This window comes from Rheinheimera sp. (assembly GCF_965283995.1).
Taxonomy (GTDB): domain Bacteria; phylum Pseudomonadota; class Gammaproteobacteria; order Enterobacterales; family Alteromonadaceae; genus Pararheinheimera.
Genome location: NZ_CBDIQG010000001.1, coordinates 1,906,828 through 1,931,877, shown reverse-complemented (window position 1 = coordinate 1,931,877; position 25,050 = coordinate 1,906,828). Strand labels below are relative to the sequence as shown.

The window sequence follows — 25,050 nt, the reverse complement described above, 5'->3', positions numbered from 1 at the left end:
CCCGCCTTTATTGGACATTGATCACCACTGTGTTCTGGCTGTTGCCGCCAAAAGCGCCGGTCAGCTGATAGGTGAAACTGTCCCGCCCGCTGAAGCCGCCATTCGGTGTATAGCTGAAGCTGCCGTCTGGTCGCAGGATCACACTGCCATTGGCCGGGCCGCTCAGCAACGTCGTCGTCAGTGTTGGCACCACGCCCTGATTGGCGAACCCCAGTTCATAAACTTCGCCATTGGTGGATGACAGCCATAGTCTGGCGCCATCGGCGCTGACCGCCAAACCGCTGATGCCGCTAATTCCAGCCGGTAACTGCAACAATCGCAAGAGCTTACCAGTGCGGTCAAACTCAGCCATGGCTGACTGAATACTGCTGACCAGCAGAATATTGCCGTTATAAGGGTTGATATGCAGGTCGCCATAGCTGACGCCATAAGAATGTTGTGCAGTAATCAAGTTAAAACTACTCAACACCTGGCCTGTGATCGGATCGATTTGCGCCACAATATTGCCGACCCCTGCCGCAGGCACATTGTCCTGCAGCAACCACAAGGTTCGGCTCACCGGATTATATGCACCGCCAACGACATGGCTGGCGCCAAACGCGGTGTCAAGCCGCGCCAGCAGCGCCCCCGTCGCCGGATTGACCGCATAAATCTCAGTGGCATTGGTTTCACCATTAAAAATCAGCAGGCTACCCTGCGGAATTTGGCTGTCTTTGAGCACAAAGGCTTGCGCTGTGATATCCAGATCGACGTCATTCGCGGGTTCGCCTTGCATCGGCAGATTGCCCTGGCTCACACCCAGCCGGTCGATCAACTGGACCGCCGCGCCAAAAGCCGGATACAGATATAAATCCTGCTGATACTCATTGATCGACAAACCGACCAGCGAACCCAATCCCGGGTTCAGACTGTGCCGGATCGCTAATTGATTGCCCTGACGCAGCGCATTACCTTCGAGGTCGTTTGCCAGTAAACCAGGCGCAGCGACATTCAGGGTTTGGCCGGCACTGGCCGCATACTGATCTGCGGCGGCAGTGGGTGGCACTGGTCCGGGATTGTCCAGCGCCGAGCCCAGGATGGTAAAGGACAACCGGTCCAGTGGCGCCTGGATTTGCGCACCTGATACCCGGCCAACCTGGCCGATACTGCAGGGCAATCCGGCCGGTAAACCGCTACAGCTGGCGGAACTCTGAATAAAAGCACCAAAATTCAATGAATCGTTAAATGGTGTCGCAGGGTAAACGCCACTGAATTTGCCGCCGCTGTCTGGAAACAAGCTCAGCTCAAAGCGCGCCTGACCAATCGCAATAAATTGCAGGCTGTTGCTATTTGCACTGACCGATCTTGCCAATACCGGAGTTGCTGCCACACCCGGATATGACATCACAAAGGTGTAATTACCTTGTTGGCCCGGCACGTGGCCGCTTTGTGCGGCTTCGACATAACGCCCTTGCATCGAACAGCGGGTATCGACCAGTTGGATACAGTCGCCGATGCGGTACAGACCGGTACCAATCTGACTGCCAGCCGGATCTTCGCCCTGACCGATATACAGGAACTCGCCAGTCATACTGAGCGAGTTACCGGTGATATTGCTGATCGCCAGATTCACCTGCAAGGTGACAGTGGCTTGCGCCGTTCCCCCTTTGCCGTCACTTAGCTGATAGGTAAAACTGTCAGCGCCGGTAAAATTCTGGTCCGGCACATAACTGAAACTACCATTGGCAGCCAATGTCAGAGTGCCGGACTGTGGCGGCGTTAGTGGGGTGGTATTCACCGTCAGGACATCATTGTCCGGATCCGTGTCGTTACTCAGCACGCCTTGCGCAGCAGACACCTGCAAGGTTTGATTACTGGTTGCGCTGTAACTGTCAGCCACAGCCACGGGGGGATTATTCGGCGCCGCTGTCACCACAATGCTGACAGCGGCCTGAGCGCTGCCACCTTTACCATCGCTGATCCGATAGACAAAATTGTCGGTGCCGCTGAAGTTCTGATTCGGCACATAACGGAAGCTGCCGTCAGTTGCCAGGGTCAGTGTGCCCGATTGTGGCGCTGTCAGCGGGGTCGGATTGACGCTCAGCGTGTCATTGTCTGGATCTGTGTCATTGGCAAGCAGACCCTGCGCCGCAGCAATCTGTAGAGCTACATTTGCAGCCGTGCGGTAATTATCTGCGACAGCAAGTGGTGGCTGATTCGGCGCCTGTGGTGTCGGGATCAGCAATTCGCTTGCTAGCATCGACTCGCCACTGCCTTTGATCGCAGTGATCAGCAAGTAATAAGCTTTCGCAGGGTTCAGACCGGAGAATTTTTCCGCCGGGCCTTTGACGGCCAACCGGGCCTGACCATCCGGTAATTGCCGGTAGTTGCTGCGGTTGACGCCAGAGACACTCGCCAGATAAAGGTTGTAGCGCAGGACTCCAGGCACCGGATCCCAGCTGATATCCAGGCTGACACCATCAGCTCTGCGCTGGGCTTTCAGGCTGCTGGGGCCCGGCGGCTGCCAGTTGACACTGACGCTGGCGACCGCGTTGCTGTTGCCGCCATTATCGGTCACCCACAGTTGCAGTTGTAATAAGCCGGGACTCGCACCAAAAGTGGCTGGATCAATATTGCCAAGAGTCGCGCTGAAATCATTACCCGCACAGGGACGGACTGCCGGACACAGTTCGAGCTGGTGCGGGTTTTGGTTATTGCGGATAAATACTCTGGCCAGACCGTCCGCGTCTTGCGCTTGTACAGATACCAGCAGCGGGCCGGCAATGGCACTGGCAGGCTTCGGCTGAATAAAGCTGCCACTGCTGTCAGCGGCTTGCACTGTGGCAGACCAAAGCAAGGCGCCACAAAGCAGCTGGCAGATCACTCGATGGATGTTCAGCATAGTGCGTCTCCTCAGGGCTGTTCGGTCAGCACAAAACCGCCATCGAGCCGTATTGTCGGATTCTCGAGTTCATACAAACTCAGATTACCCAGCACGGCATTGGCGTCATTAATCAGCAGGCCACTGAGACTCCCATTCGCCAACTGATTGCCGTGACTGGCGACATGAATACTGAGATCCAGCGACTGACGACCAAACACGCCACTGAACACTGCAAACCACTCGCCACCTGCATCGCTAAAAGACAATTGGCCGGCCGGCACCCAGGCGTTATCAAAATCAACTTGCATCGACATGCTGAGATCGGACAGAGGGCCCGCGCTGCTAATGAAACTGTGGCTACTCAGATGATCGAAACTCACAGTGCCGCTGCGGCTGATGGTGTCCATCGGCTGCAAACCCCAGCCGGCGGTCAGCTGCTCGTTGTCATAAAAATCCCGGCCGCTGGCATCAGCTGCCAGTATCCCGCTGCCAGACCATTGTTTACTGTGATTAGCATGGTCAGGCGGTGACGCAAATTGACCGGCATATTCGGGCGCGCCGGTCAGCGTCAGCGTTTGACCGACGGCGAATAATGCTGGGGCACGGATCAGAAATTCGACTGCACCGTCGGCTCGCACAATGGCAAACCGGAAAGGCTCAGTCGGGCCTAATGAAAAACGCTGATTTGCGCCTGGAACCGTGACATGGATATCAATAATGCCGTCCCAGCCTGCCAGATACAGATCACCCTGCTGCAATCTGGCTTCATAATGTGTGCCGCGGACGCCAATACTGGCGACTGGCGTATTCAGTTCGTAGGATTGACCGGCTTTAGGTAAGGTCCCGGTAATAGTGCGCAGGCCACCTTTGAGCAGTTCCATTGTCACTGTGCTGCTGGCATTGCCAGCATCGACCTGATAATTGTTGATCGCTAATGTGGTGTCCGCCTGTATCGACAGTAATGCGCCATCAGTCATCCGTAACTGACTACTGCTGTCCGTTCCGGTACTGACCACGTCAATGGGATATACCGGTGACAGTCGTTGCAACGGTCTTATTTGCAAGTCTGCTTTGGCGTCGACCCGGCCGCGCGCCATGATAGTTTTGCCGGCTGGTTCTGCTGTGGTTACTTGTTCTTCGGCCTGACCTGGGCTCGTAAACAGCACAAATGTAGTGAGTAACAACATCAGGATGACGTCATGAACATATCCGCCGGATCTAGAATGCATAACGGACTCCTATGCCGCCGCGGCTGCGACGATATTGGTAGATAGCGATACTACTGTTATTACGCAGATGGCTGAGCGTGGCCAGCACGCGCCAATCCTCGTCGAATTTGTAGCTTAGCTCCAGCTCGGCCTTGTAGTAGCTGTCGTCCCGCAGTTCAGCAAACAAAGGGTGCGGTTCATCATAGGCGCCACTGAGATAATCCAGCGACAGATTGCTGAGCCATTGGTCGCTCAGCATTTGTTGCCAGCGATAACCTAATCCGAGATAGTCGCGACTGTTGAAGTCGGTGCGGCGTACATCACTGTTTTCCTGGCCCCAGCGTAAGTGAAATTTATGCTCAGCCTTACCACTGCGGGTGCTGAGCCAGCTCTCAGCCTGCAGGTGAGTCTTATCCAGTGCGAGCAGTGTTGTGTAGCGCTGCCGGGCATAGGTCAGATCGAGACCCAACTCAGTCGTCGTATTGATCGGCCGACTGATGGTCGTTTTGATACCCTGATAATCCAGATAACTATCACCATCCAGCCGGATCGGCCGGTAAAACAGCTCTGCCAAAAGCTTGTAACCTTGCCAGCGGGTCTGATAGCCGGCGACTGCACTGGCGTAGGTGCGGGAGAACACACTTTCTTCACTATATGTACCATGCAGTAATGCTGCCGACAGATAAAATGCGGAATGCTGGTCACGCGGCAGGGTCCAGTTCAGCTGTGCCTGCAATTCAGTAAAGCTGCTGCTTTGTTCCCGGCTTTGTTCAAATAGCCGGACCTGGCCGAGCAACGGGATCAATACAAACTCGTCGTCGACACCACTATTAGGGTTTGTGTCGCTACCGGCATTTATTTGTAGCCAGTTTTGCCAGTAGCCCTGTGAGGGGTCTTGCTGCGAACTGATACGCTGCAGATAGTTATGTACCAGACGGCTGGCATCTTCCGGCAAGGCGGTTTTTTCCAGCTGCCGGAGCTCGCGTTCAGCCGCGGGTAAATTGCCGAGTTCGAAATAGCTGACCGCCAGAGCGAGGCGGATGTCGACTGATTGTGGCTCCGATTGTAAAGCCCGCTCCAGCGCAAACACCGCCTGATGCAAATGACCGGTACCTCGTGCTGCCAAAGCATATAAATAGTCGAACCTGGGTTCACCTTCTTGCGATGTTAGTAGCTCAGTCGCTTGCTGCCAGGCCGTCGGATAATCCTGTTGCCTGAGCAATGCTTCCAGTTTAGCGAGTGACTCTGGAGTGCTGGCCCGTGCCATCACCGGAAGTAACATCAATAACGCGAACCACCAAACCAGCCGGTGGTGCAGATGTTTGTGTGTCATTGTGAGTGCTTTTGCTAAAAGCTGAGGGGTTCTCGAAGTCTAGACTTTAACTTTCAGATGGGAAAACCAAGCGGGGATATTTTTCCTGATGCCCAGAGATCCAGAAAGATCCTGCCGGATCTGGCAATTTTTGCCCAGGATCGTACAGGAAAACAGCAAAAAACACGGTTTCGGTGAAAAAACCATCAAACGATCATCATTCTGTCAAAAAGATCTTGTGATCGATTCTGATCTCTCTATAATGCGCTCCATCGACAGCGACGACGGATTCGGAAACGAAGAAGTTAAACGCCAAAGATTCTGAAAGTGGTTGATTAACAACGACTTTCGCCGTTAAGTAAAACGGCAGCTCTTTAACAATTAGCAATCAATCATCTGTGTGGGCACTCGTTGAAGATGTATCGCATGATACGAATAAATCTTCAGTTGAGTGACTATATAGTCAATTTATTTAGTCAGTAAACTGAGCAGCTGTTTCGGCAGCAAAAAACTTTTAATTGAAGAGTTTGATCATGGCTCAGATTGAACGCTGGCGGCAGGCCTAACACATGCAAGTCGAGCGGGGTTTTCGGACCTAGCGGCGGACGGGTGAGTAATGCGTAGGAAGCTACCCGATAGAGGGGGATACCAGTTGGAAACGACTGTTAATACCGCATAATGTCTACGGACCAAAGTGTGGGACCTTCGGGCCACATGCTATCGGATGCGCCTACGTGGGATTAGCTAGTTGGTGGGGTAATGGCTCACCAAGGCGACGATCCCTAGCTGGTTTGAGAGGATGATCAGCCACACTGGAACTGAGACACGGTCCAGACTCCTACGGGAGGCAGCAGTGGGGAATATTGGACAATGGGCGCAAGCCTGATCCAGCCATGCCGCGTGTGTGAAGAAGGCCTTCGGGTTGTAAAGCACTTTCAGCGAGGAGGAAGGGTTAGTAGTTAATAGCTGCTAATTTTGACGTTACTCGCAGAAGAAGCACCGGCTAACTCTGTGCCAGCAGCCGCGGTAATACAGAGGGTGCAAGCGTTAATCGGAATTACTGGGCGTAAAGCGCACGTAGGCGGTTTTTTAAGTCAGATGTGAAAGCCCCGGGCTCAACCTGGGAATTGCATTTGAAACTGGAAAACTAGAGTGTGTGAGAGGGGGGTAGAATTCCAAGTGTAGCGGTGAAATGCGTAGAGATTTGGAGGAATACCAGTGGCGAAGGCGGCCCCCTGGCACAACACTGACGCTCAGGTGCGAAAGCGTGGGGAGCAAACAGGATTAGATACCCTGGTAGTCCACGCCGTAAACGATGTCTACTAGCTGTTCGTGGTCTTGTACCGTGAGTAGCGCAGCTAACGCATTAAGTAGACCGCCTGGGGAGTACGGTCGCAAGATTAAAACTCAAATGAATTGACGGGGGCCCGCACAAGCGGTGGAGCATGTGGTTTAATTCGACGCAACGCGAAGAACCTTACCTACTCTTGACATCTACAGAACTTAGCAGAGATGCTTTGGTGCCTTCGGGAACTGTAAGACAGGTGCTGCATGGCTGTCGTCAGCTCGTGTTGTGAAATGTTGGGTTAAGTCCCGCAACGAGCGCAACCCTTATCCTTAGTTGCCAGCGAGTTATGTCGGGAACTCTAGGGAGACTGCCGGTGATAAACCGGAGGAAGGTGGGGACGACGTCAAGTCATCATGGCCCTTACGAGTAGGGCTACACACGTGCTACAATGGTATGTACAGAGGGAGGCAAGCTGGCGACAGTGAGCGGATCTCTTAAAGCATATCGTAGTCCGGATCGCAGTCTGCAACTCGACTGCGTGAAGTCGGAATCGCTAGTAATCGCAAATCAGAATGTTGCGGTGAATACGTTCCCGGGCCTTGTACACACCGCCCGTCACACCATGGGAGTGGGTTGCAAAAGAAGTAGGTAGCTTAACCTTCGGGAGGGCGCTTACCACTTTGTGATTCATGACTGGGGTGAAGTCGTAACAAGGTAACCCTAGGGGAACCTGGGGTTGGATCACCTCCTTACCAAAAGCGAACAGATTTAACGAAGTGTCCACACAGATGATTGATTGTCATGTAGAGCAAACAGTAAGACCCATTGCGGTTACGGCTGGTCTGTAGCTCAGGTGGTTAGAGCGCACCCCTGATAAGGGTGAGGTCGGTAGTTCGAGTCTACTCAGACCAACCAATATCGCCTGTATGGGGTTATAGCTCAGCTGGGAGAGCGCCTGCCTTGCACGCAGGAGGTCAGCGGTTCGATCCCGCTTAACTCCACCATTCCTTGTGAAATCATAAGCGAAGAAAACAACTGTTTGAGTTCAAATCAGAATGCACCACGGTGTGTTGTGATTTGAGCTTTACGCTCATACTGCTCTTTAACAATTAGGTAAGCTGATAGAAAGTAATAAATAAGGTCAACAATTTTATTGTGAACCTTACTCACAACAACATACGAACCGAAGACAATTTGGGGTTGTATGGTTAAGTGACTAAGCGTACACGGTGGATGCCTTGGCAGTCAGAGGCGATGAAGGACGTGCTAACCTGCGAAAAGCTGTGAGAAGTCGGTAAGAGACGTTAGACTCACAGATGTCCGAATGGGGAAACCCAGTGTGTTTACACACTATCGTATGATGAATACATAGTCATACGAGGCGAACCGGGAGAACTGAAACATCTAAGTACCCCGAGGAAAAGAAATCAACCGAGATCCCCTTAGTAGCGGCGAGCGAAAGGGGGCTAGCCCTTAAGTTGATAGCAATGCAGTGGAATCATCTGGAAATATGAGCGATACAGGGTGATAGCCCCGTACACGAAGCGTTGTTATGAATGAAAACGAGTAGGACGGGACACGAGACATCCTGTTTGAACATGGGGGGACCATCCTCCAAGGCTAAATACTCCTGACTGACCGATAGTGAACCAGTACCGTGAGGGAAAGGCGAAAAGAACCCCTGTTAGGGGAGTGAAATAGAACCTGAAACCGTGTACGTACAAGCAGTGGGAGCCTCCTTGTGGGGTGACTGCGTACCTTTTGTATAATGGGTCAGCGACTTACGTTTTGTAGCGAGGTTAACCGAATAGGGGAGCCGTAGGGAAACCGAGTCTTAACTGGGCGAATAGTTGCAAGGCGTAGACCCGAAACCCGGCGATCTATCCATGTGCAGGTTGAAGGTTGGGTAACACTAACTGGAGGACCGAACCCACTAATGTTGAAAAATTAGGGGATGACGTGTGGATAGGGGTGAAAGGCTAATCAAGCCGGGAGATATCTGGTTCTCCTCGAAAGCTATTTAGGTAGCGCCTCGAGCGAATACCATTGGGGGTAGAGCACTGTTAAGGCTAGGGGGTCATCCCGACTTACCAACCCTTTGCAAACTCCGAATACCAATGAGTACTACTCGGGAGACACACGACGGGTGCTAACGTCCGCCGTGAAAAGGGAAACAACCCAGACCACCAGCTAAGGTCCCAAAGTCATGGTTAAGTGGAAAACGATGTGGGAAGGCATAGACAGCTAGGAGGTTGGCTTAGAAGCAGCCACCCTTTAAAGAAAGCGTAATAGCTCACTAGTCGAGTCGGCCTGCGCGGAAGATGTAACGGGGCTCAAACCATGCACCGAAGCTGTGGACTTGCATTATGTGCAAGTGGTAGAGGAGCGTTCTGTAAGCCTGCGAAGGTAGATTGTGAAGTCTGCTGGAGGTATCAGAAGTGCGAATGCTGACATAAGTAACGATAAGGGGAGTGAAAAACTCCCCCGCCGGAAGACCAAGGGTTCCTATCCCATGCTAATCAGGGTAGGGTAAGTCGGCCCCTAAGGCGAGGGCGAAAGCCGTAGTCGATGGGAAACGGGTTAATATTCCCGTACCGACAGTACTGCGATGGGGGGACGGAGAAAGCTAGGCAAGCATGGCGTTGGTAGTCCATGTGAAAGTACGTAGGCAGAGGGATTAGGTAAATCCGGTTCCTTAATGCTGAGATACGAGACGAGCCACCACGGTGGTGAAGTTGCTGATGCTACGCTTCCAGGAAAAGCCTCTAAGCTTCAGGTACTGTTGACCGTACTCGAAACCGACACAGGTGGTCAGGTAGAGAATACCAAGGCGCTTGAGAGAACTCTGGTGAAGGAACTAGGCAAAATAGTACCGTAACTTCGGGAGAAGGTACGCTCTCTAATGTGAAAGACTTGCTCTGTAAGCATCGGAGAGTCGCAGTGACCAGCTGGCTGCAACTGTTTATTAAAAACACAGCACTCTGCAAACTCGAGAGAGGACGTATAGGGTGTGACACCTGCCCGGTGCCGGAAGGTTAATTGATGGGGTTAGCGCAAGCGAAGCTCTTGATCGAAGCCCCGGTAAACGGCGGCCGTAACTATAACGGTCCTAAGGTAGCGAAATTCCTTGTCGGGTAAGTTCCGACCTGCACGAATGGTGTAATGATGGCCAGGCTGTCTCCACCAGAGACTCAGTGAAATTGAAATTGCGGTGAAGATGCCGTATACCCGCGGCTAGACGGAAAGACCCCGTGAACCTTTACTATAGCTTGGCACTGAACATTGACCCTACATGTGTAGGATAGGTGGGAGACTATGAAGTTGGAACGCCAGTTCTGATGGAGTCGTCCTTGAAATACCACCCTTGTATGTTTGATGTTCTAACGTAGGTCCCTAATCGGGACTGCGGACAGTGTCTGGTGGGTAGTTTGACTGGGGCGGTCTCCTCCTAAAGAGTAACGGAGGAGCACGAAGGTTGGCTAAGTACGGTCGGACATCGTACGGTTAGTGCAAAGGCAGAAGCCAGCTTAACTGCGAGACAGACACGTCGAGCAGGTACGAAAGTAGGTCTTAGTGATCCGGTGGTTCTGTATGGAAGGGCCATCGCTCAACGGATAAAAGGTACTCCGGGGATAACAGGCTGATACCGCCCAAGAGTTCATATCGACGGCGGTGTTTGGCACCTCGATGTCGGCTCATCACATCCTGGGGCTGAAGTCGGTCCCAAGGGTATGGCTGTTCGCCATTTAAAGTGGTACGCGAGCTGGGTTTAGAACGTCGTGAGACAGTTCGGTCCCTATCTGCCGTGGGCGTTGGATGATTGATTGGAGTTGCTCCTAGTACGAGAGGACCGGAGTGAACGAACCGCTGGTGTTCGGGTTGTCATGCCAATGGCACTGCCCGGTAGCTACGTTCGGAACGGATAACCGCTGAAAGCATCTAAGCGGGAAGCCGGCCAAGAGATGAGTCATCCCTTGTGCCTTGAGCACACATAAGGGTCGTTGGAGACCACAACGTTGATAGGTGAGGTGTGGAAGCGTGGTGACACGTTAAGCTAACTCATACTAATTGCCCGAGAGGCTTAACCATACAACGCCCAAGTTGTTTTAGCGCGTGTTGTTGTGAAACGAATGATCAGCTTACTTAGTTAAAGACAGACAAACAGTTTTTGCCTGGTGGCAATAGCGCTGTGGAACCACCTGAATCCATTCCGAACTCAGAAGTGAAACGCAGCTGCGACGATGGTAGTGTGGCAGTTGCCATGCGAGAGTAGTACACCGCCAGGCTCCCAATACAAAAGAACCCCGCTCAGAGAGCGGGGTTTTTTGTATTTAGAATCCGGCGGTTTACTGAGCGCAGAGTAGTACAGTGACGGCGGGATTTAAGAACGCCAACAGTTTGGCGTTCTTCCGACGGAACAATCCCGAGCTCTGCGAGGGATATGAAGGCTCCCAATAAAGCCAAAGGGCCCACTCAGTCGAGTGGGCCTTTTTGCTTTATGGCATCCTGACGGAATATTGCCCGAGCAGGGCAATCCCATGCGAGGTAGTACAGTGAAATCGGGAATTCGTGAAGCCAACAATTTGGCTTCACGCCGATTGAGCAATCCCGAGCTCTGCGAGGGATATGAAGGCTCCCAATAAAGCCAAAAGGCCCACTCAGTCGAGTGGGCCTTTTGCTTTATGGCATCCTGACGGTCTATTGCCCGAGTGGGACAATCCCATGCTAGGTAGTACAGTGAAGACCGAAACAGACAACGCCAACAGTTTGGCGTTGGCCGGTCTGAACGCCCTGAGCTCTGCGAAGGGGTTGGCTTTAGAACTGCACACAATTGTGCAATCGTCTGGCTGACACACAACGACCGAGTAATCCCGAGCTATTAAGGCACCTCATTGGGCGAAAGTTGTCAATGAACTTGGCTTCTATGAGACCAAGACCGGAAATTATTCATTGAGCATAATTAAACTGATGAGTATGACAGAGTAAATGTTGTGTAAGTTGAGTAAGTAGAATGGCGGTAAAATTGATACTTTTGTTTCCATATTAGTATCTGATATACGACAGTGTGGCCCTGTTCAAGGAAAAATAATGATATGAAAATGATAAAAAAGTGATAACAGGAAAATTAATCTACGCCGCTTGCCGCAATGTTCTAAATTTCCGGAGCTAATCCTAACCACTGAGGAAAATATCATGAAATGGACGTTTCGGTACGCGATTTTTTTAATGTTAGTCACCACTTTTACTGTCTTCAGCGATGAAAATCGATTTACGGATGCATTTCAATATCGCTGTGAAAATCCTGAACAACCTAGCTCGGCCCCCTTTTTGAAGCACTTTTCACCCCATATGCTTGAATACGCAGTGGATATTGATTTTGTTGTAAAGCAGACAGGTGTATGTACATCGCTATTAATCGCATTGATTGAACAACAATCAGGATTGATTCGTCAGCAGACCAACTTACGTAAACCTTGGTCAAAACCATTTGGCGAGTTGTCAGAGAAGTTTGGTTTTATTGCGCAACTCGTTGATGTAGCAAAAAAACTACGTGAATTGAAAAATCGCTCTTATTCTGGTTACCTGCCAGCTCACGAAAAAATGGCTTATTTGTTTAATGTTGAGCTACCAAAGGGAACACCAAAACGCTTACTTCAGGATGGCAAACGGTTAGATTTCCAGATCCTTTACCGAGATATGTTTATGGTTGAATACAGACCGATGACATATCTACACAGCAGTGATTTCGGTCTGCGGCAGGACCTTTTACTTCGGGGTTGGCAGTTTCGTCAGAACCTGGTCAGATCCTTACTCGCAATTGCCAGATAATTAATGCTTAACGTCGTGTAGTAAAATCAGAATTATCAGAACAAGTACAGAAGAGTTTTACTGGTAGCGGTGATATTGGATGCGTATCGCCGCAGCAGTAGCAGACATTTATACTGCAATCCAGAATCATCGGTATCCGTACCTTGTAATCTTTACCATCGACGAAATTAATAATAATCCCACGGGCAACACACATGATGCACATATAGCTCTGAATAAAAAGCGGACCTGCATAGACAGATCCGCTGTTATCAAACCATCACATCGATATTTTTGCCCAGATTACCAACCGGAGATACGGTGGCCGTTGGCGCTGCAACTGTTGCACTTTGTATTAATTGCATTGTCATCTGAGCTTCTTGTTTCTGCTGAGTTTTTGCTAATGCAGCACCCAACATTTCGTAGCTTTGACTTACAGCCAGGCTACCGATGCTTTCAGTCATAGTTCCTCCCATGCCGTTACATCCTTAGAATTATCGGCAGTAATGCTATCAGCTTGAGCCATCTTCATAAACATTTGTAAATAACTGCAAGGAGGCCAAAACAGCAATAAAAAAGCCCCGTTTGTTGCAGCAAACGGGGCCGGGGGCTTTTCGCTAGGAGTGACTTATGATATTTCCAAAGCGTCAAGGTTCTGTTGGACTTGGTCAGCCTATCTGGACCAATGCCGTAGTATTCGGTTTCATCGTCTGTGCAGGAAGTGCTGGTGTCAGCGGTCTGACTGGGCGCGTCGGCCCTTTTTTCACTGTGCCTTTGACGACTGGGGGTGCTGCCATCGGTATATTTCCGAGCTTCGCAGCGAGCCCTTGTTGTATATCGGCCACTGTGTAGCCAGCTTTAATTTTCATGCGGATATATGGAATGCCACTCGCTTCGAGTGCACCGCTGACAAACCAATCGGGTACGGCTTTGTGTCCGTCTTTGTTTGCATTGTTGACCAGGTCAATCACTGCGACAATCGACATGTCATCGTTATTGCACAACACATAGTCTAAGTATTTTGCATTGAGTTTAAGCGACGCTGCGCGTCGGGTTTTGCTGTCTGCGTTGTCTTTCAATTCGAGGATATCTGCCAGCTTTACCCGATTAATAATTTTGTATTGGCCACCAACAGCGCGTTCCAGCAAGTGTAAAAATGAACGCTCAATATGCGTAAATAACTGAGTCTTCTTATGAAATGGAAATGGATTTCCATGATGAATAAACCGGTTTACAACCAACGCAGCCAATACAGCCAGCGCTACCAGCAACAAAATGATCAGTTCCATAGTCACCTCAGACAAAATTTTGACGTTCAGCAGAAACGGCGAAGTACCGTGCAGATGTAAAGCAGAAGTCATGCCAGAAAGTTAGTGGTGCGATGCATTGGCTCATAATATTCAGTGATGCCAGCCATTGTTAGCATTAATGGCTGTGATGCATGAAAACGGCCTATAGTGCAGCAACAACTGTTAGCCCGTTTTACGTGATAAAAGTGCGTCGCAGCGCACAGCTAAGCCAACTCCAGAGGAAACACCGATGACCATTTGCGCAGGATTGACCATTAAAGGTCCGCTTAATGCGGAATATCAGCAAATTCTGACAGAAGCCGCCTGTGGCTTTGTGACGGATCTGGTAAAGGAGTTCCGGCCTGAACTGCAGCAGCTGCTGGCACAACGTCAGCAAGTGCAGGCAGTCTATGATCAGGGTGGATTGCCAGACTTTCTGCCTGAAACTAGCCATATTCGCCAAAGCGACTGGAAAGTGGCACCGATCCCTGCCGATTTACAGGACCGCCGTACTGAAATCACTGGCCCGGTCGACCGTAAAATGATCATCAATGCACTCAATGCCGATGTAAAAGTTTTTATGGCCGACTTTGAAGATTCGCAGGCCCCCAGCTGGAATGGCGTCATTGAGGGTCAAATCAATCTGCGAGATGCCAATTTGGGGACTATTCATTACAGCGACCCGCAATCCGGGAAGCAATATGCGCTTCGCGACAATCCGGCGCTGTTGATTGCGAGGGTGCGCGGCTTGCACTTATGGGAGCGTCATCTTGAGGTTGATGGTGTCCAAGTCCCGGGCTCATTGGTCGATTTCGCCCTATATTTTTTCCATAACTATCAGATCCGCAAGCAAAAAGGTACAGGTGTGTATTACTACCTGCCAAAACTACAAAGCCATAAAGAAGCGGCTTGGTGGGATAAGGTATTTCGGTTTACGGAAGCCCGTTTCCAGCAGCCTATTGGCTTTATTCGCGCCACTGTGCTGATCGAAACCTTGCCGGCCGTGTTTGAAATGGATGAGATTTTGTATAGTCTGAAAGATCATATAGTGGCGCTGAACTGTGGTCGTTGGGATTATATCTTTAGCTATATCAAGACTTTAAAAAATCATCCTGACCGCGTTCTACCAGATCGGCAAGTTGTAACCATGAATCAGCCGTTTTTAAGCGCTTACTCCAGATTATTGATTAAAACCTGCCATCAACGCGGTGCGTTGGCAATGGGCGGAATGGCGGCATTTATCCCCGCCAAAGATCCGGCAGCTAATACAGCTATTCTGCAAAAAGTGACGGCAGATAAATCACTGGAAGCGAATAATGGTCATGACGGCACCTGGGTGGCACATCCGGGTCTGGCGGCAACAGCCAATGCAGTATTCGATGCCAAGCTAGGAGACAAGTCGAATCAACTCCATGTATTGCGCGAACAGGATGCCCCGATTACGGCCGCGGACTTGCTGCAACCCAGTGAAGGGGAGCGCACGGAAGCCGGGATGCGGATTAATATTCGGGTCGCACTGCAATATATTGCCGCCTGGATCAGTGGCAAAGGTTGTGTGCCCATCTACGGTCTGATGGAAGATGCTGCGACTGCAGAAATCTGCCGCACCTCGATCTGGCAATGGATAAAACATGGTAAGTCATTGTCAAACGGGCAGTTAATTACCAAAGCCTTATTCACATCGATGCTGGCAGAAGAGTGTGACGTGGTGCGGGCTGAAGTTGGTATTGAACAGTGGCAACAACAATCCTTTGACAAAGCCGCGGCTTTATTGCTAAGTATCACCACAGCTGATGAGTTGGTGGACTTCCTAACCCTGCCAGCGTATGAGCTTTTAGTGTAACCCGAAGCAAAGAGGGGCATCCCAACCGCCCCTCTTTTTTTATTCGCGATATGACGTCAGCACAAAGATCCGGTGACAGAAGCTTTGTGTTTACTTCTGTTCTAACTCAATTCTTCCGCAATTTCGACAATGAGCCGGCGCAGCCAGATATGGCTGGCATCCTGATGCAGCAACGGGCTCCAAATCATCTTCAGTTCAATCGATGGAATAGGGAATGGCGGATCCAGTACCTGCATGCTGGTATCGTTGCGGTACAGCATCGCTGCACGGTACGGCAAGGTTGCGATTAAATCTGTCTCGACAGCAAGGTGCATAGCTACATGATAGTTGCGGGTAAATACGCTGATGTTGCGCTGTTTACCAAATTTCGCTAATGCTTCGTCCACCCAACCCAGTTTCTGTACATCCGCGGGATCCATACCAACCCCAACACCAAAACCGGTTTTGCTGACCCAAATATGCTGTCCTTTCAGATAGGTATCTAAATTGAAGTTCTGCAAAATCGGGTTTTGCTTGTGTACTAGGCAGGCAAATGCATCTTTCCAGATAGTTTTTTGGTGGAATGACTGCGGGAGTTGGTCAAAGCGGTTAATCGCCATATCCACTTTACCGTTTTCCACATCATGAAAGGTCACATCAGACGGCGTCATGATATCCAGCGAAGTACCTGGCGCTTGTGCTCGCAAACGCTTCAGTAGGGCCGGGATCAGCGTTGAGGCCGCATAATCGCTGGCCATAATACGAAACACCCGATGGCTGTGCACAGGCTCAAATTCTTTGTTGGGCTGTAGGGTTTCCTCAAGAGTCAGCAATACACCGCGCACGACAGGTGCCAGCTCTTTGGCACGCTCTGTTGGCACCATGCCGTCTGAGGTGCGCACCAGGATCGGGTCATTCAGCAAGTCGCGCAGACGCTTCAGGCCATTGCTCATCGCCGGTTGGGTGATGTTGAGCTGATTGGCGGCCCGGGTGACATTTTTCTCCCTGAGCAACATATCCAGATAGACCAGCAGGTTTAAGTCGATTTTGCTGATATTCATCAAATCCCCCCGAGAAATGGTTGTAGTGACGGCAGATGCTGTCGTTTGAATATTCATATAATGAATGATGAGCATCAGAAAAATCAACTGGATGAATCGCTTTCTTGAAACCTATAGTGAAACGCAACAGCGCAGGGCACAAGAAGTTCTGCAGAGCTGTATAAGGAACGAACCCAACAGCCCGAACCCGATGAGGATGCAGTGATGTCAGCCTACTTACAGAAAGTCCAGCAACTGGAACAAAGTGTCAAAGCCAATGGCAGCGCCTGGAATGCAATCAGCGCTGAATATGCGACACGGATGCAACTGCAGAACAGATTTAACAGCGGACTGGAAATCGCTCAGTACACCGCAGATATCATGCGCCGTGACATGGCCGAATACGATGCCGACAGCGCAAGCTACACCCAATCATTGGGTTGCTGGCATGGCTTTATTGGTCAGCAGAAACTGATTGCTATCAAGAAACATTTTGGCAGTACGAAAAAACGCTATCTGTACCTGTCGGGTTGGATGATTGCCGCACTGCGTTCCGAGTTCGGGCCACAGCCTGATCAGTCGATGCATGAAAAAACGGCGGTACCGGCGCTGATAGAAGAGCTGTATACCTTTTTAAAACAAGCGGATGCCCGTGAATTAGGCGGTTTATTCCGTGAACTGGATGCCGCCCGTGCTGCAGACCAGCAAAGCAAAGTCACGGAGATCCTGGCGAAGATCGATAATTTTGAAACGCATGTCGTGCCGATCATCGCGGACATTGACGCTGGTTTTGGTAATGCCGAAGCAACCTACTTGCTGGCGAAGAAAATGATCGAAGCTGGCGCCTGCGCCATTCAGATTGAAAACCAGGTGTCGGATGAAAAACAATGTGGTCACCAGGACGGTAAAGTCACAGTGCCCCATGCTGATTTCCTCGCGAAGATTAACGCTGTTCGTTACGCTTTTCTGGAGCTTGGCATCGAAAACGGCATTATCGTGGCACGCACGGATTCATTGGGTGCCGGTTTGACCAAGCAAATTGCGGTGACCAACGAGCCGGGTGATTTGGGCGACTTGTATAACAGCTTTTTAGATGGTGAATACATCCAAAGCGCAGCTGACATTCAAAATGGTGATGTTGTAGTAAAAGCCAATGGCAAACTGCTGAAACCAAAACGGTTGGCCAGCGGCCTGTTTCAGTTCAAAGCTGGATCTGGAGTTGACCGCGTAGTACTGGACTGTATTACCTCGTTGCAGCATGGCGCAGACTTACTGTGGATTGAAACGGAAAAACCACACGTTGGCCAAATCGCCGAGATGGTTGACCGGATCCGGGCCGTCGTACCGAATGCCAAGCTGGTCTATAACAACAGCCCGTCGTTTAACTGGACACTGAATTTCCGTCAGCAGGTATTTGATGCCTGGGCGGCGGAGGGCAAAGATGTTGCTGCTTATGACCGCGCCAAGCTGATGAGTGTCGATTACGACACCACAGCACTGGCTCAGGAAGCTGACGAACGGATTAGAACCTTCCAGGCGGATGGTGCCAAACGTGCCGGTATCTTCCATCACTTGATTACGTTGCCGACCTATCACACTGCGGCTCTGTCGACCGACAATCTGGCCAAAGAGTATTTTGGGGCTGCGGGTATGCTGGGGTATGTTAAAGGCGTCCAGCGTCAGGAGATCCGTCAGGGGATCGCCTGCGTAAAACACCAGAATATGTCAGGGTCGGATATCGGCGATGACCACAAAGAATACTTTGCCGGGGAAGCAGCGTTAAAGGCCGCCGGTAAAGATAACACCATGAATCAGTTCTGAGGGGCGCTGATTTGTAACCGGCCGGTAACTGTAGACAGGTTGCCGGCAATTGCTGAAAAGTGTTTTACGTGGTCGGGTGAATCGACTGTTGGCAGCCAAAGATTGGCTGCCTTTTTTTATGTACAGGAAGTACGGTACACCGAAAATGCAGGAGCAATTTTCGGTGATTCGGGCCATCCATGGCACTCACCTTTCAGGCCAACGCTTTGCGTTGTTAAACATTGCTCCGGGCAATTGTTCATGCTCACAGAGGGACGGTTTCCTGCTCAGGCGCTGAATTCGCCTTGCGGCTGCAGATTCAGCAATAACTGGCTGAGGCGCACTTTGTGATAAGGCAGATGACGCTCAGCTTTGCCTGTTTTGACCAATACCAGCGAATGTTCCTGAAATTCGACTAAAGCCCGCGCCGTGCGGATTTGGTTGCCATGACGGCTGAAAGGGACCTGCGCCAGCGCCAGGCGTTCACACAATAACAGCTTTAACATCCGTTTATCATACATCTGTACGTCTCCGCTCCACTGCAAACTACGGTCAGGTGATGTCCTGATGCCGCGCAGTCTATCGGCCAGAGATGACAGAAAATTGAATGTCGCCGTGTTAAGTGTTTAAAAAACGTTCAGTTAGTATTCCTTCAAGCGGGGGGCAGCTGATAGTTCTCACAAATGACCTGCCAGGCCGCTTCAGCCGTGTCGACAAAACGGATTAATGCCAGGTCCTGCGGGCTAATCAGGCCTTCTTCGACTAACAGCTCAAAGTTAATCAATTTGCGCCAGAACTGCTCGTCAAACAGCACGACCGGTACTTGGCTGGCTTTGCCGGTTTGCAGCAATGTCAGGGTCTCAAACAACTCATCGAGGGTACCAAAGCCGCCAGGAAAGGCGACTAAAGCGCGGGCGCGTTGCAGAAAGTGCATTTTCCGGATGGCAAAATAGTGAAACTGAAAACAGAATTCCGGCGTGATATAAGGGTTCGGTCTTTGTTCGTGGGGCAACACGATGTTCAGGCCAATACTCTTGCCACCGGCCTGATAAGCGCCGCGATTGGCAGCTTCCATCACACCGGGACCGCCACCGCTGATAATCATCAATGCTGACTTCGGACATTGCTGGCTGTGCCGTGTCACTAACTCGGCAAATCGCTGTGCTTCAACATAATAACGGCTATTGCGGACTTGTCGTTTGGCTTGCTGCACCAGCTGTTCATTGTTGCTGTCGTCGGGTGCCAGAGTGCAGTGTTGCTGCGCCGCAGCCAACTGTAATGCTGCTTGTTCCGGCGACAGAAAGCGGGCACTGCCGAACACCACTACTGTTGCCTTGACATTATGTTGCTCCAACACCAACTGTGGTTTCAGATATTCCAGCTGCAACCGGACCGGTCGCAGTTCGTCCTGCATCAGGAATTCGCTGTCGGCAAATGACAGACGGTAAGATGGATGGTCCTGTAGTTCCAACGCCTGCGTCAGCGCTTCACTTGCCGAACCTAGGTGGCGTTCATCCAATGGATTCTTTGTTGTCATAAGAGAGTCCTGCCTGTTTGCCTATCCCGGCCCGAATGAAGTGTCACAAACCTATTGTTTGATCTAGCCTAACATGTCCTGCCCGTTTTTGGTGTAAGTTCAAAGCGTCAACTCAGAAGGAAGCTGTCATGCCACTCGATGCCCGATTAACGTTTTTAGGTGCGGCCCGTCAGGTCACCGGGTCCTGTTATTTGCTGCAATGGAATGGCAAAAATGTGCTGCTCGACTGTGGCATGGTGCAGGGCGGTGATCAGGTCACAGATTTACAAAAGTTTCGTTTTCAGTTCAGACCCAAAGACATTGATGCGGTGATTTTGTCGCATGCACATATTGACCATAGCGGTTTGCTCACTTTGTTAGTTGCCCGTGGTTTTCAGGGGAAGATTTTCTGTAGCGAAGGCACGGCCGGTCTGCTGCCGATTTTGTTAAAAGATGCGTTTCAGCTGTATAGCAAAGATTTGGAATGGCAGAACAAACAACGGGCCCGTCAGGGGAAACCTGAGCAGGACCCGCTGATGAGCCTCAAAGATGTAATCGCCGTAACGGAATGTTTGGAACCTTTGCCTTATCAGCAGGACATCGATGTGCTGGAAGGTCTGACGCTACGCCTGCACGATGCCGGCCATATTCTGGGATCGGCGATTGTCGAGCTCTGGATTAAAGGCCACAAAGCGATGCGTCATCTGGTGTTTTCCGGTGATCTCGGCAATCCGGCCACAGTGTTGATGCATGATCCGGCAATGATTAATAGTGCCGATGTGGTGCTGATGGAAAGCACCTACGGCGATCGAGACCATCAATGTCTGGATAACACGCTGGAAGAATTTGCTGCAGCACTGGATACCGCATATAAAGGCGGCGGCAATGTGTTTATCCCGGCCTTTGCACTTGGGCGTTCGCAGGAAATTCTGTATTACTTGGGGTTGTTATACCACCAGGGCCGGCTGAAACAGCGGATGGTGGTGCTCGACAGCCCGATGGCGATAGAAATCACTCAGATCTACGACAAGCTGATCAAAGAGTTTGATCACAAAGACACCCAGCTGTTTGCCCGTTATGGCGCAAAAGATCTGAAATCCTTTTTGCCGATCCTGCATCTGACCAAAGATGTAGAAGAGTCGATGGCGCTGAACCGGATCAATCAGGGAGCCATTATCATTGCCGGCAGTGGCATGTGTAACGGTGGCCGTATTCTGCACCACTTCAAACACAATCTGTGGAAGAACGTCAACCATCTGATTTTTGTCGGTTTTCAGGCGAAAGGCACGCTGGGGCGCCGGTTGATTGACGGTGAAACCCGCGTCAAAATTCTGGGGCAGCCAATAGTGGTGCGGGCGGCGATCCATACCATCGGAGGCTTCTCGGCCCATGCCGGACAAAGTCAGTTACTGGCCTGGGCTCAACACATTGGTGGTCAGCCGCAATTTTATTTGGTGCATGGTGAACCGCAAGCGCAGGATGCTTTAGCGGAGAAAATGCGGGACAGTGGGCTCAAGACTGAGATCGCCCAGATTGCGCAGCAGATCCAGTTGTGAATTGACGCGACCGGCCCTCAATCAGGCCGGTCGCTGACTGCTGTCAGGCTGAAGTGACGACTGTGGGCGCCACATCTTCACTCGGATAACAGCCCAGTACTTTGACAAAGCGGGTGATGCGATTGAGTTCATCAAGCGCCCGTTTCATTGCGTAGTCATCCAGATTGGCGAACACGTCAACATAAAACATCTCTTCCCATGGATTGCCCGGAATAGGCCGCGATTCCAGTTTGCCCATACTGATCCCGTGTTGTTTCAGTACGGTCAGCGCGTCAACCAACGCGCCAGGCTGTTGGCCGGTATACATGATAAAAGTAGTTTTGGCTGGGATCGCTTTGGCCACATTGATTGGCTTCCGGGCAACCACAATAAAACGGCTGACATTGTCTTTTTGATTGGCCAAATCCCGGCCGAGCACTTCGAGGCCATAAAGTTTGCCGCCTTCTTCGCCGCCGATGGCGACCACGGACAGATCCTGTGCCTGGCGCACGCGGTTAAAGGCATCGCTGGAGGCGTCGCAATATTCAATTTTGATACTGCTCAGTGTTTGTAAGTACTGGCTGCACTGGGCTCAATTCTCTCAGCATTAAATTCTCGGCACTGGTGTTTCTACTGACAGTGCTGGCCAGCACTGTGATTGCTTTTGCCATGTTGGCGCTGCAGCAGGATGTGTTGATTAATCAAGAACATGCTGAACTGGAGCAAACCACCACTCGCTATGCCAGACAACTGGATAACGAGTTCTGGCAAAAAGAAAAAAAGGCCATCAGCGCGAATCAGGTGGTGACGCGTTTTTTTCAGCAACAACAATTTACAGCAGAGCATCAGGCTGAAGCTTACGCTGATGGCAGTTTACGCAGCAAAGATGACCTTTCTGCGGCATTTCAGCAGCAACAGAAGTTTGTTAGCAAACCACATGGTTATTTCCAGCAGACAGGCCAGCTTTGGCAGCAATTAGCCCCAGTGTTGCTGGAAGATTTTTTTAACTTCTATTTTATTTCCAAAGACGGTTTCATCCGCATTGCGCCTGCCGATTGGGCGTTGGAGATCCCGGCCGATCATGATTTTAAGCAAGATGTCTTTTTTAACATTGCCACACCGGCGATGAATCCGGCGCGGTTGCCGCGTTGGACCCCTCTCTATTACGATTCAATCTGGCAGAAATGGATGACCAGTCTGGTGATCCCGGTGTACATCAATGATGAATTTGTTGGGATCACCGGCACGGATCTGGTGCTGGACGACATTTTTGCCAATCTTGGTCAAATCGCGCAGTGGGAGCCGGGTCGTCAGGCGATGTTGTTTGATGGCAAAGGCAATTTATTACTCGATGCGCAGAATAGCCTGCAACGCCAGATCGCCAAACCGCAAATGAATCAACTGGCGGAGGGGGTGAAACCGCAACAGGCTGAGTTACATCAATTCATGCAACAAGTGCTGAAACGGCCAACAGCGCAGGCGCAGATCAGTCGCGAAGTCGAAAGTTATGTGACCTCGACGGCACGGATCGATCGGCTGGATTGGCATGTGATGCTGTATCACGCCAAAGCCGACGTGGTCAAAGGACTGCAGGATTACCGCAACAAAGTGGTGTTGCTGTTTTTGTTAGTGGCCCTGATTGTCGCACTGGCGCTGCAATTTTTTATCTATAAATTTGTGCTCAAACGTCTGACTAATCTGGCCAACGCGGTGCAACGGCTGTCACACAGTGACGGTGTGCGCATTGAACTGGATGATCGCTCCGACGAAATCGGCTTGCTGAACCGGGCTTTTGCCCGAATGTCGGATGAAATCACGCAGCTGATTGCCGGTCTTAATACCCGCATTCTTGAGAAAGAAGAAGCAGAGCGGGCGACACGTAAGCTCAGTAAAGCCGTGGCTTTTTCCAGCTCCGGCATCGTGCTGACTGACAGCAATCTGGTGGTTGAATACGTCAACCCATTCCTGCTGGAAATGATTGCCGCGGAGCCGGAGTCGGTACTCGGTAAGTCACTGCATCTGCTGTTTGCGCAGGAGATGCGTTTTGTCGGCGAAGATATTCTGCAGAGCTTGCAAGAACGTCATCACTGGCGTGGCGACATGTTACTGCAGCAAGGTAACAAACAATTCTGGGCCAGTCTGGCCATCGCGCCCATTCGCGATGACAAAGGCGATGTCAGTAACTATGTCTGCGCGATGCAGGACATTTCGTTTATCAAAGAAAGTCAGCGCAAAATGGAGCAACTGGCTTACTACGATGTGCTGACCGGCCTTGCCAACCGCAGTTATTTCCGGGATCAGCTCAGAAAAGCCATTGCAATGGCGGCACGGGGTTATTACCACTTCGCGCTGTTGTATTTCGATTTGGACGAATTCAAACGCATCAACGACACCTTAGGTCATGATGCGGGTGATGAATTGCTGAAAGAAGTCGCGCGAAGACTGATCAGCCGTTTGCGTGAAGAAGACACTATCGCGCGGCTGGGTGGTGACGAATTTGCGGTGATTTTAAGTGGGATTTCTGACAAAAAATCAGCGGCATTGATCGCGGAAAACCTGCAACAGGCCTTTGCTCAGCCAGTGCGGCTGGCCGGCCACGATGTGGCGATCAGTGCCAGTATCGGTATCACGATCGCTCCGCAGGATGCCGATGAAGAAGAGATGTTACTGAAACATGCCGATTTGGCGATGTATGAAGCCAAAGCGCGCGGCAAAAATACCTATCATTTCTTCAGCCAGGAACTCAATGACGCCGCCAATGACCGGCTACATATTGAAAATCAGCTGCGTGAAGCGATTCGGGAGCAGCAGTTCCTGTTGTATTACCAACCAAAAATCGATATTCGTACCAACGAAGTCAGAGGTTATGAAACGCTGCTACGTTGGCTGCGGCCGGACAACACCATGGTGCCGCCGCTGAAGTTTATTCCGGTGGCTGAATCAACCGGCCTGATTGTGCAAATTGGTGAATGGATTTTATGGGAAGCCTGCCGCTTTCTGGCGCGCCAGCATGCGCGGGGCCAGCTGATCACTGTGTCGGTGAACCTGTCAGCCCGCCAGTTTACTGATCAGGATTTACCTGGCCTAGTGGAACGGGTGCTCAAACGTACGGGCGCACTGGCTGAATATCTGATCCTGGAAATTACTGAAAGCATGTTAATGGGCGATACCGATGCGGCCATTACCCAGCTCAACGAGTTAAAACGACTCGGATTGGCTTTATCAATCGATGACTTTGGTACAGGCTATTCGTCGCTGAGTTACCTCAAGCGCTTCCCGGTGGACGAACTGAAAATTGACCGATCTTTTGTCAAAGATATCCCGGACGACAAAAACGACATGGACATTACTGCGGCCATTATTGCAATGGCGCAGAAAATGGAATTACGGGTCGTCGCAGAAGGGGTGGAAACCGCAGAACAAGTGGATTTCCTGCTGAATAATGCTTGTTATCTGGTGCAGGGTTATTACTTCAGTATGCCATTGGCGGAGCAGGAACTATCCCGGCTGAACTTCAGCGTTGTCAGTCAAAAAACTACACAAGATACAGAAAAAACAATAACTTAAAT

Annotated in this window: 14 protein-coding genes, 2 tRNA genes and 3 rRNA genes; 10 read left to right on the top strand and 9 right to left on the bottom strand. The window is 50.9% G+C overall.

Annotation, left to right across the window (positions count from 1 at the left end):
* Positions 1 to 7: 7 nt before the first annotated feature.
* From ACQ66Q_RS08875 to ACQ66Q_RS08865, 3 genes are read right to left on the bottom strand one after another with little or no spacing between them, the layout of a single operon-like run.
* Entirely contained in the window at positions 8 to 2,881 is a 2,874-nt protein-coding gene (locus ACQ66Q_RS08875) for an Ig-like domain-containing protein (protein ID WP_430456455.1), read from the bottom strand.
* Between the two features lie 11 nt (positions 2,882 to 2,892).
* The gene (locus tag ACQ66Q_RS08870; protein WP_430456454.1) at positions 2,893 to 4,092 is read right to left on the bottom strand and encodes a FecR family protein; all 1,200 of its coding nucleotides are present in this window, start codon (positions 4,090 to 4,092) and stop codon (positions 2,893 to 2,895) included.
* The gene (locus tag ACQ66Q_RS08865; protein WP_430456453.1) at positions 4,082 to 5,404 is read right to left on the bottom strand and encodes a tetratricopeptide repeat protein; all 1,323 of its coding nucleotides are present in this window, start codon (positions 5,402 to 5,404) and stop codon (positions 4,082 to 4,084) included. The genes ACQ66Q_RS08870 and ACQ66Q_RS08865 overlap by 11 nt, the downstream gene beginning before the upstream one ends.
* A 494-nt stretch (positions 5,405 to 5,898) precedes the next feature.
* Between ACQ66Q_RS08865 and ACQ66Q_RS08860 the strand changes: the two genes are divergently transcribed.
* The 6 genes from ACQ66Q_RS08860 to ACQ66Q_RS08835 all read left to right on the top strand — a co-directional run bounded on the left by ACQ66Q_RS08860 (position 5,899) and on the right by ACQ66Q_RS08835 (position 12,500).
* Positions 5,899 to 7,423: ribosomal RNA gene (locus ACQ66Q_RS08860) — 16S ribosomal RNA — on the top strand.
* An 86-nt stretch (positions 7,424 to 7,509) separates the two neighbouring features.
* A tRNA-Ile gene (locus ACQ66Q_RS08855) sits at positions 7,510 to 7,586 on the top strand.
* A gap of 13 nt (positions 7,587 to 7,599) precedes the next feature.
* Positions 7,600 to 7,675 (top strand) — tRNA-Ala (locus ACQ66Q_RS08850).
* Positions 7,676 to 7,877: 202 nt separating this feature from the next.
* A 23S ribosomal RNA gene (locus ACQ66Q_RS08845) occupies positions 7,878 to 10,760 on the top strand.
* Between the two features lie 82 nt (positions 10,761 to 10,842).
* A 5S ribosomal RNA gene (gene rrf / locus ACQ66Q_RS08840) occupies positions 10,843 to 10,957 on the top strand.
* The 16S, 23S and 5S rRNA genes sit together here with 2 tRNA genes alongside, the layout of an rRNA operon.
* A gap of 907 nt (positions 10,958 to 11,864) precedes the next feature.
* Entirely contained in the window at positions 11,865 to 12,500 is a 636-nt protein-coding gene (locus tag ACQ66Q_RS08835; protein WP_430456452.1) for a hypothetical protein, read from the top strand.
* A gap of 251 nt (positions 12,501 to 12,751) precedes the next feature.
* Here the strand turns inward: ACQ66Q_RS08835 and ACQ66Q_RS08830 are convergent, their stop codons facing one another.
* Positions 12,752 to 12,943 carry a hypothetical protein gene (locus tag ACQ66Q_RS08830; protein ID WP_430456451.1) on the bottom strand — a complete coding sequence of 64 codons (192 nt, stop codon included), beginning with the start codon at positions 12,941 to 12,943 and terminating at the stop codon, positions 12,752 to 12,754.
* Between the two features lie 204 nt (positions 12,944 to 13,147).
* Positions 13,148 to 13,840: a DUF2726 domain-containing protein gene (locus ACQ66Q_RS08825; protein ID WP_430456450.1), complete on the bottom strand. Its 693-nt coding sequence runs from the start codon at positions 13,838 to 13,840 to the stop codon at positions 13,148 to 13,150.
* Positions 13,841 to 14,018: 178 nt separating this feature from the next.
* Here ACQ66Q_RS08825 and aceB point away from each other — a divergent pair, with 178 nt between their 5' ends.
* Positions 14,019 to 15,611, top strand: a complete 1,593-nt coding sequence (gene aceB, locus ACQ66Q_RS08820; protein WP_430456449.1) for a malate synthase A — start codon at positions 14,019 to 14,021, stop codon at positions 15,609 to 15,611.
* A 101-nt stretch (positions 15,612 to 15,712) separates the two neighbouring features.
* Here the strand turns inward: aceB and ACQ66Q_RS08815 are convergent, their stop codons facing one another.
* Positions 15,713 to 16,651: a LysR family transcriptional regulator gene (locus ACQ66Q_RS08815; RefSeq protein ID WP_430456448.1), complete on the bottom strand. Its 939-nt coding sequence runs from the start codon at positions 16,649 to 16,651 to the stop codon at positions 15,713 to 15,715.
* Between the two features lie 204 nt (positions 16,652 to 16,855).
* Between ACQ66Q_RS08815 and ACQ66Q_RS08810 the strand changes: the two genes are divergently transcribed.
* Positions 16,856 to 18,451: an isocitrate lyase gene (locus ACQ66Q_RS08810; RefSeq protein WP_430456447.1), complete on the top strand. Its 1,596-nt coding sequence runs from the start codon at positions 16,856 to 16,858 to the stop codon at positions 18,449 to 18,451.
* Between the two features lie 266 nt (positions 18,452 to 18,717).
* On the opposite strand, the gene ACQ66Q_RS08805 is transcribed toward ACQ66Q_RS08810, so the two are convergent.
* Positions 18,718 to 18,951: a hypothetical protein gene (locus tag ACQ66Q_RS08805; protein WP_430456446.1), complete on the bottom strand. Its 234-nt coding sequence runs from the start codon at positions 18,949 to 18,951 to the stop codon at positions 18,718 to 18,720.
* Between the two features lie 131 nt (positions 18,952 to 19,082).
* Complete coding sequence (locus ACQ66Q_RS08800) at positions 19,083 to 19,967, bottom strand: TIGR00730 family Rossman fold protein (protein ID WP_430456445.1); 885 nt, start codon at positions 19,965 to 19,967, stop codon at positions 19,083 to 19,085.
* A 128-nt stretch (positions 19,968 to 20,095) separates the two neighbouring features.
* On the opposite strand from ACQ66Q_RS08800, the gene ACQ66Q_RS08795 reads away from it, so the two are divergent.
* Positions 20,096 to 21,502 carry an MBL fold metallo-hydrolase RNA specificity domain-containing protein gene (locus ACQ66Q_RS08795; RefSeq protein WP_430456444.1) on the top strand — a complete coding sequence of 469 codons (1,407 nt, stop codon included), beginning with the start codon at positions 20,096 to 20,098 and terminating at the stop codon, positions 21,500 to 21,502.
* Between the two features lie 43 nt (positions 21,503 to 21,545).
* On the opposite strand, the gene ACQ66Q_RS08790 is transcribed toward ACQ66Q_RS08795, so the two are convergent.
* Positions 21,546 to 22,031: a prephenate dehydratase domain-containing protein gene (locus ACQ66Q_RS08790; RefSeq protein WP_430458545.1), complete on the bottom strand. Its 486-nt coding sequence runs from the start codon at positions 22,029 to 22,031 to the stop codon at positions 21,546 to 21,548.
* Positions 22,032 to 22,105: 74 nt separating this feature from the next.
* Between ACQ66Q_RS08790 and ACQ66Q_RS08785 the strand changes: the two genes are divergently transcribed.
* Positions 22,106 to 25,048, top strand: coding sequence for a bifunctional diguanylate cyclase/phosphodiesterase (locus ACQ66Q_RS08785; RefSeq protein ID WP_430456443.1), 2,943 nt, complete (start codon positions 22,106 to 22,108; stop codon positions 25,046 to 25,048).
* Positions 25,049 to 25,050: the final 2 nt, after the last annotated feature.

Coding starts and splice junctions, on each gene's coding strand:
- ACQ66Q_RS08875 (WP_430456455.1), bottom strand. CDS start 2,881: ATGCTGAACATCCATCGAGTGATCTGCCAGCTGCTTTGTGGCGCCTTG.
- ACQ66Q_RS08815 (WP_430456448.1), bottom strand. CDS start 16,651: ATGAATATCAGCAAAATCGACTTAAACCTGCTGGTCTATCTGGATATG.
- ACQ66Q_RS08800 (WP_430456445.1), bottom strand. CDS start 19,967: ATGACAACAAAGAATCCATTGGATGAACGCCACCTAGGTTCGGCAAGT.
- ACQ66Q_RS08825 (WP_430456450.1), bottom strand. CDS start 13,840: ATGACTTCTGCTTTACATCTGCACGGTACTTCGCCGTTTCTGCTGAAC.
- ACQ66Q_RS08830 (WP_430456451.1), bottom strand. CDS start 12,943: ATGACTGAAAGCATCGGTAGCCTGGCTGTAAGTCAAAGCTACGAAATG.
- ACQ66Q_RS08805 (WP_430456446.1), bottom strand. CDS start 18,951: ATGTATGATAAACGGATGTTAAAGCTGTTATTGTGTGAACGCCTGGCG.
- ACQ66Q_RS08810 (WP_430456447.1), top strand. CDS start 16,856: ATGTCAGCCTACTTACAGAAAGTCCAGCAACTGGAACAAAGTGTCAAA.
- ACQ66Q_RS08870 (WP_430456454.1), bottom strand. CDS start 4,092: ATGCATTCTAGATCCGGCGGATATGTTCATGACGTCATCCTGATGTTG.
- ACQ66Q_RS08835 (WP_430456452.1), top strand. CDS start 11,865: ATGAAATGGACGTTTCGGTACGCGATTTTTTTAATGTTAGTCACCACT.
- ACQ66Q_RS08865 (WP_430456453.1), bottom strand. CDS start 5,404: ATGACACACAAACATCTGCACCACCGGCTGGTTTGGTGGTTCGCGTTA.
- ACQ66Q_RS08795 (WP_430456444.1), top strand. CDS start 20,096: ATGCCACTCGATGCCCGATTAACGTTTTTAGGTGCGGCCCGTCAGGTC.
- aceB (WP_430456449.1), top strand. CDS start 14,019: ATGACCATTTGCGCAGGATTGACCATTAAAGGTCCGCTTAATGCGGAA.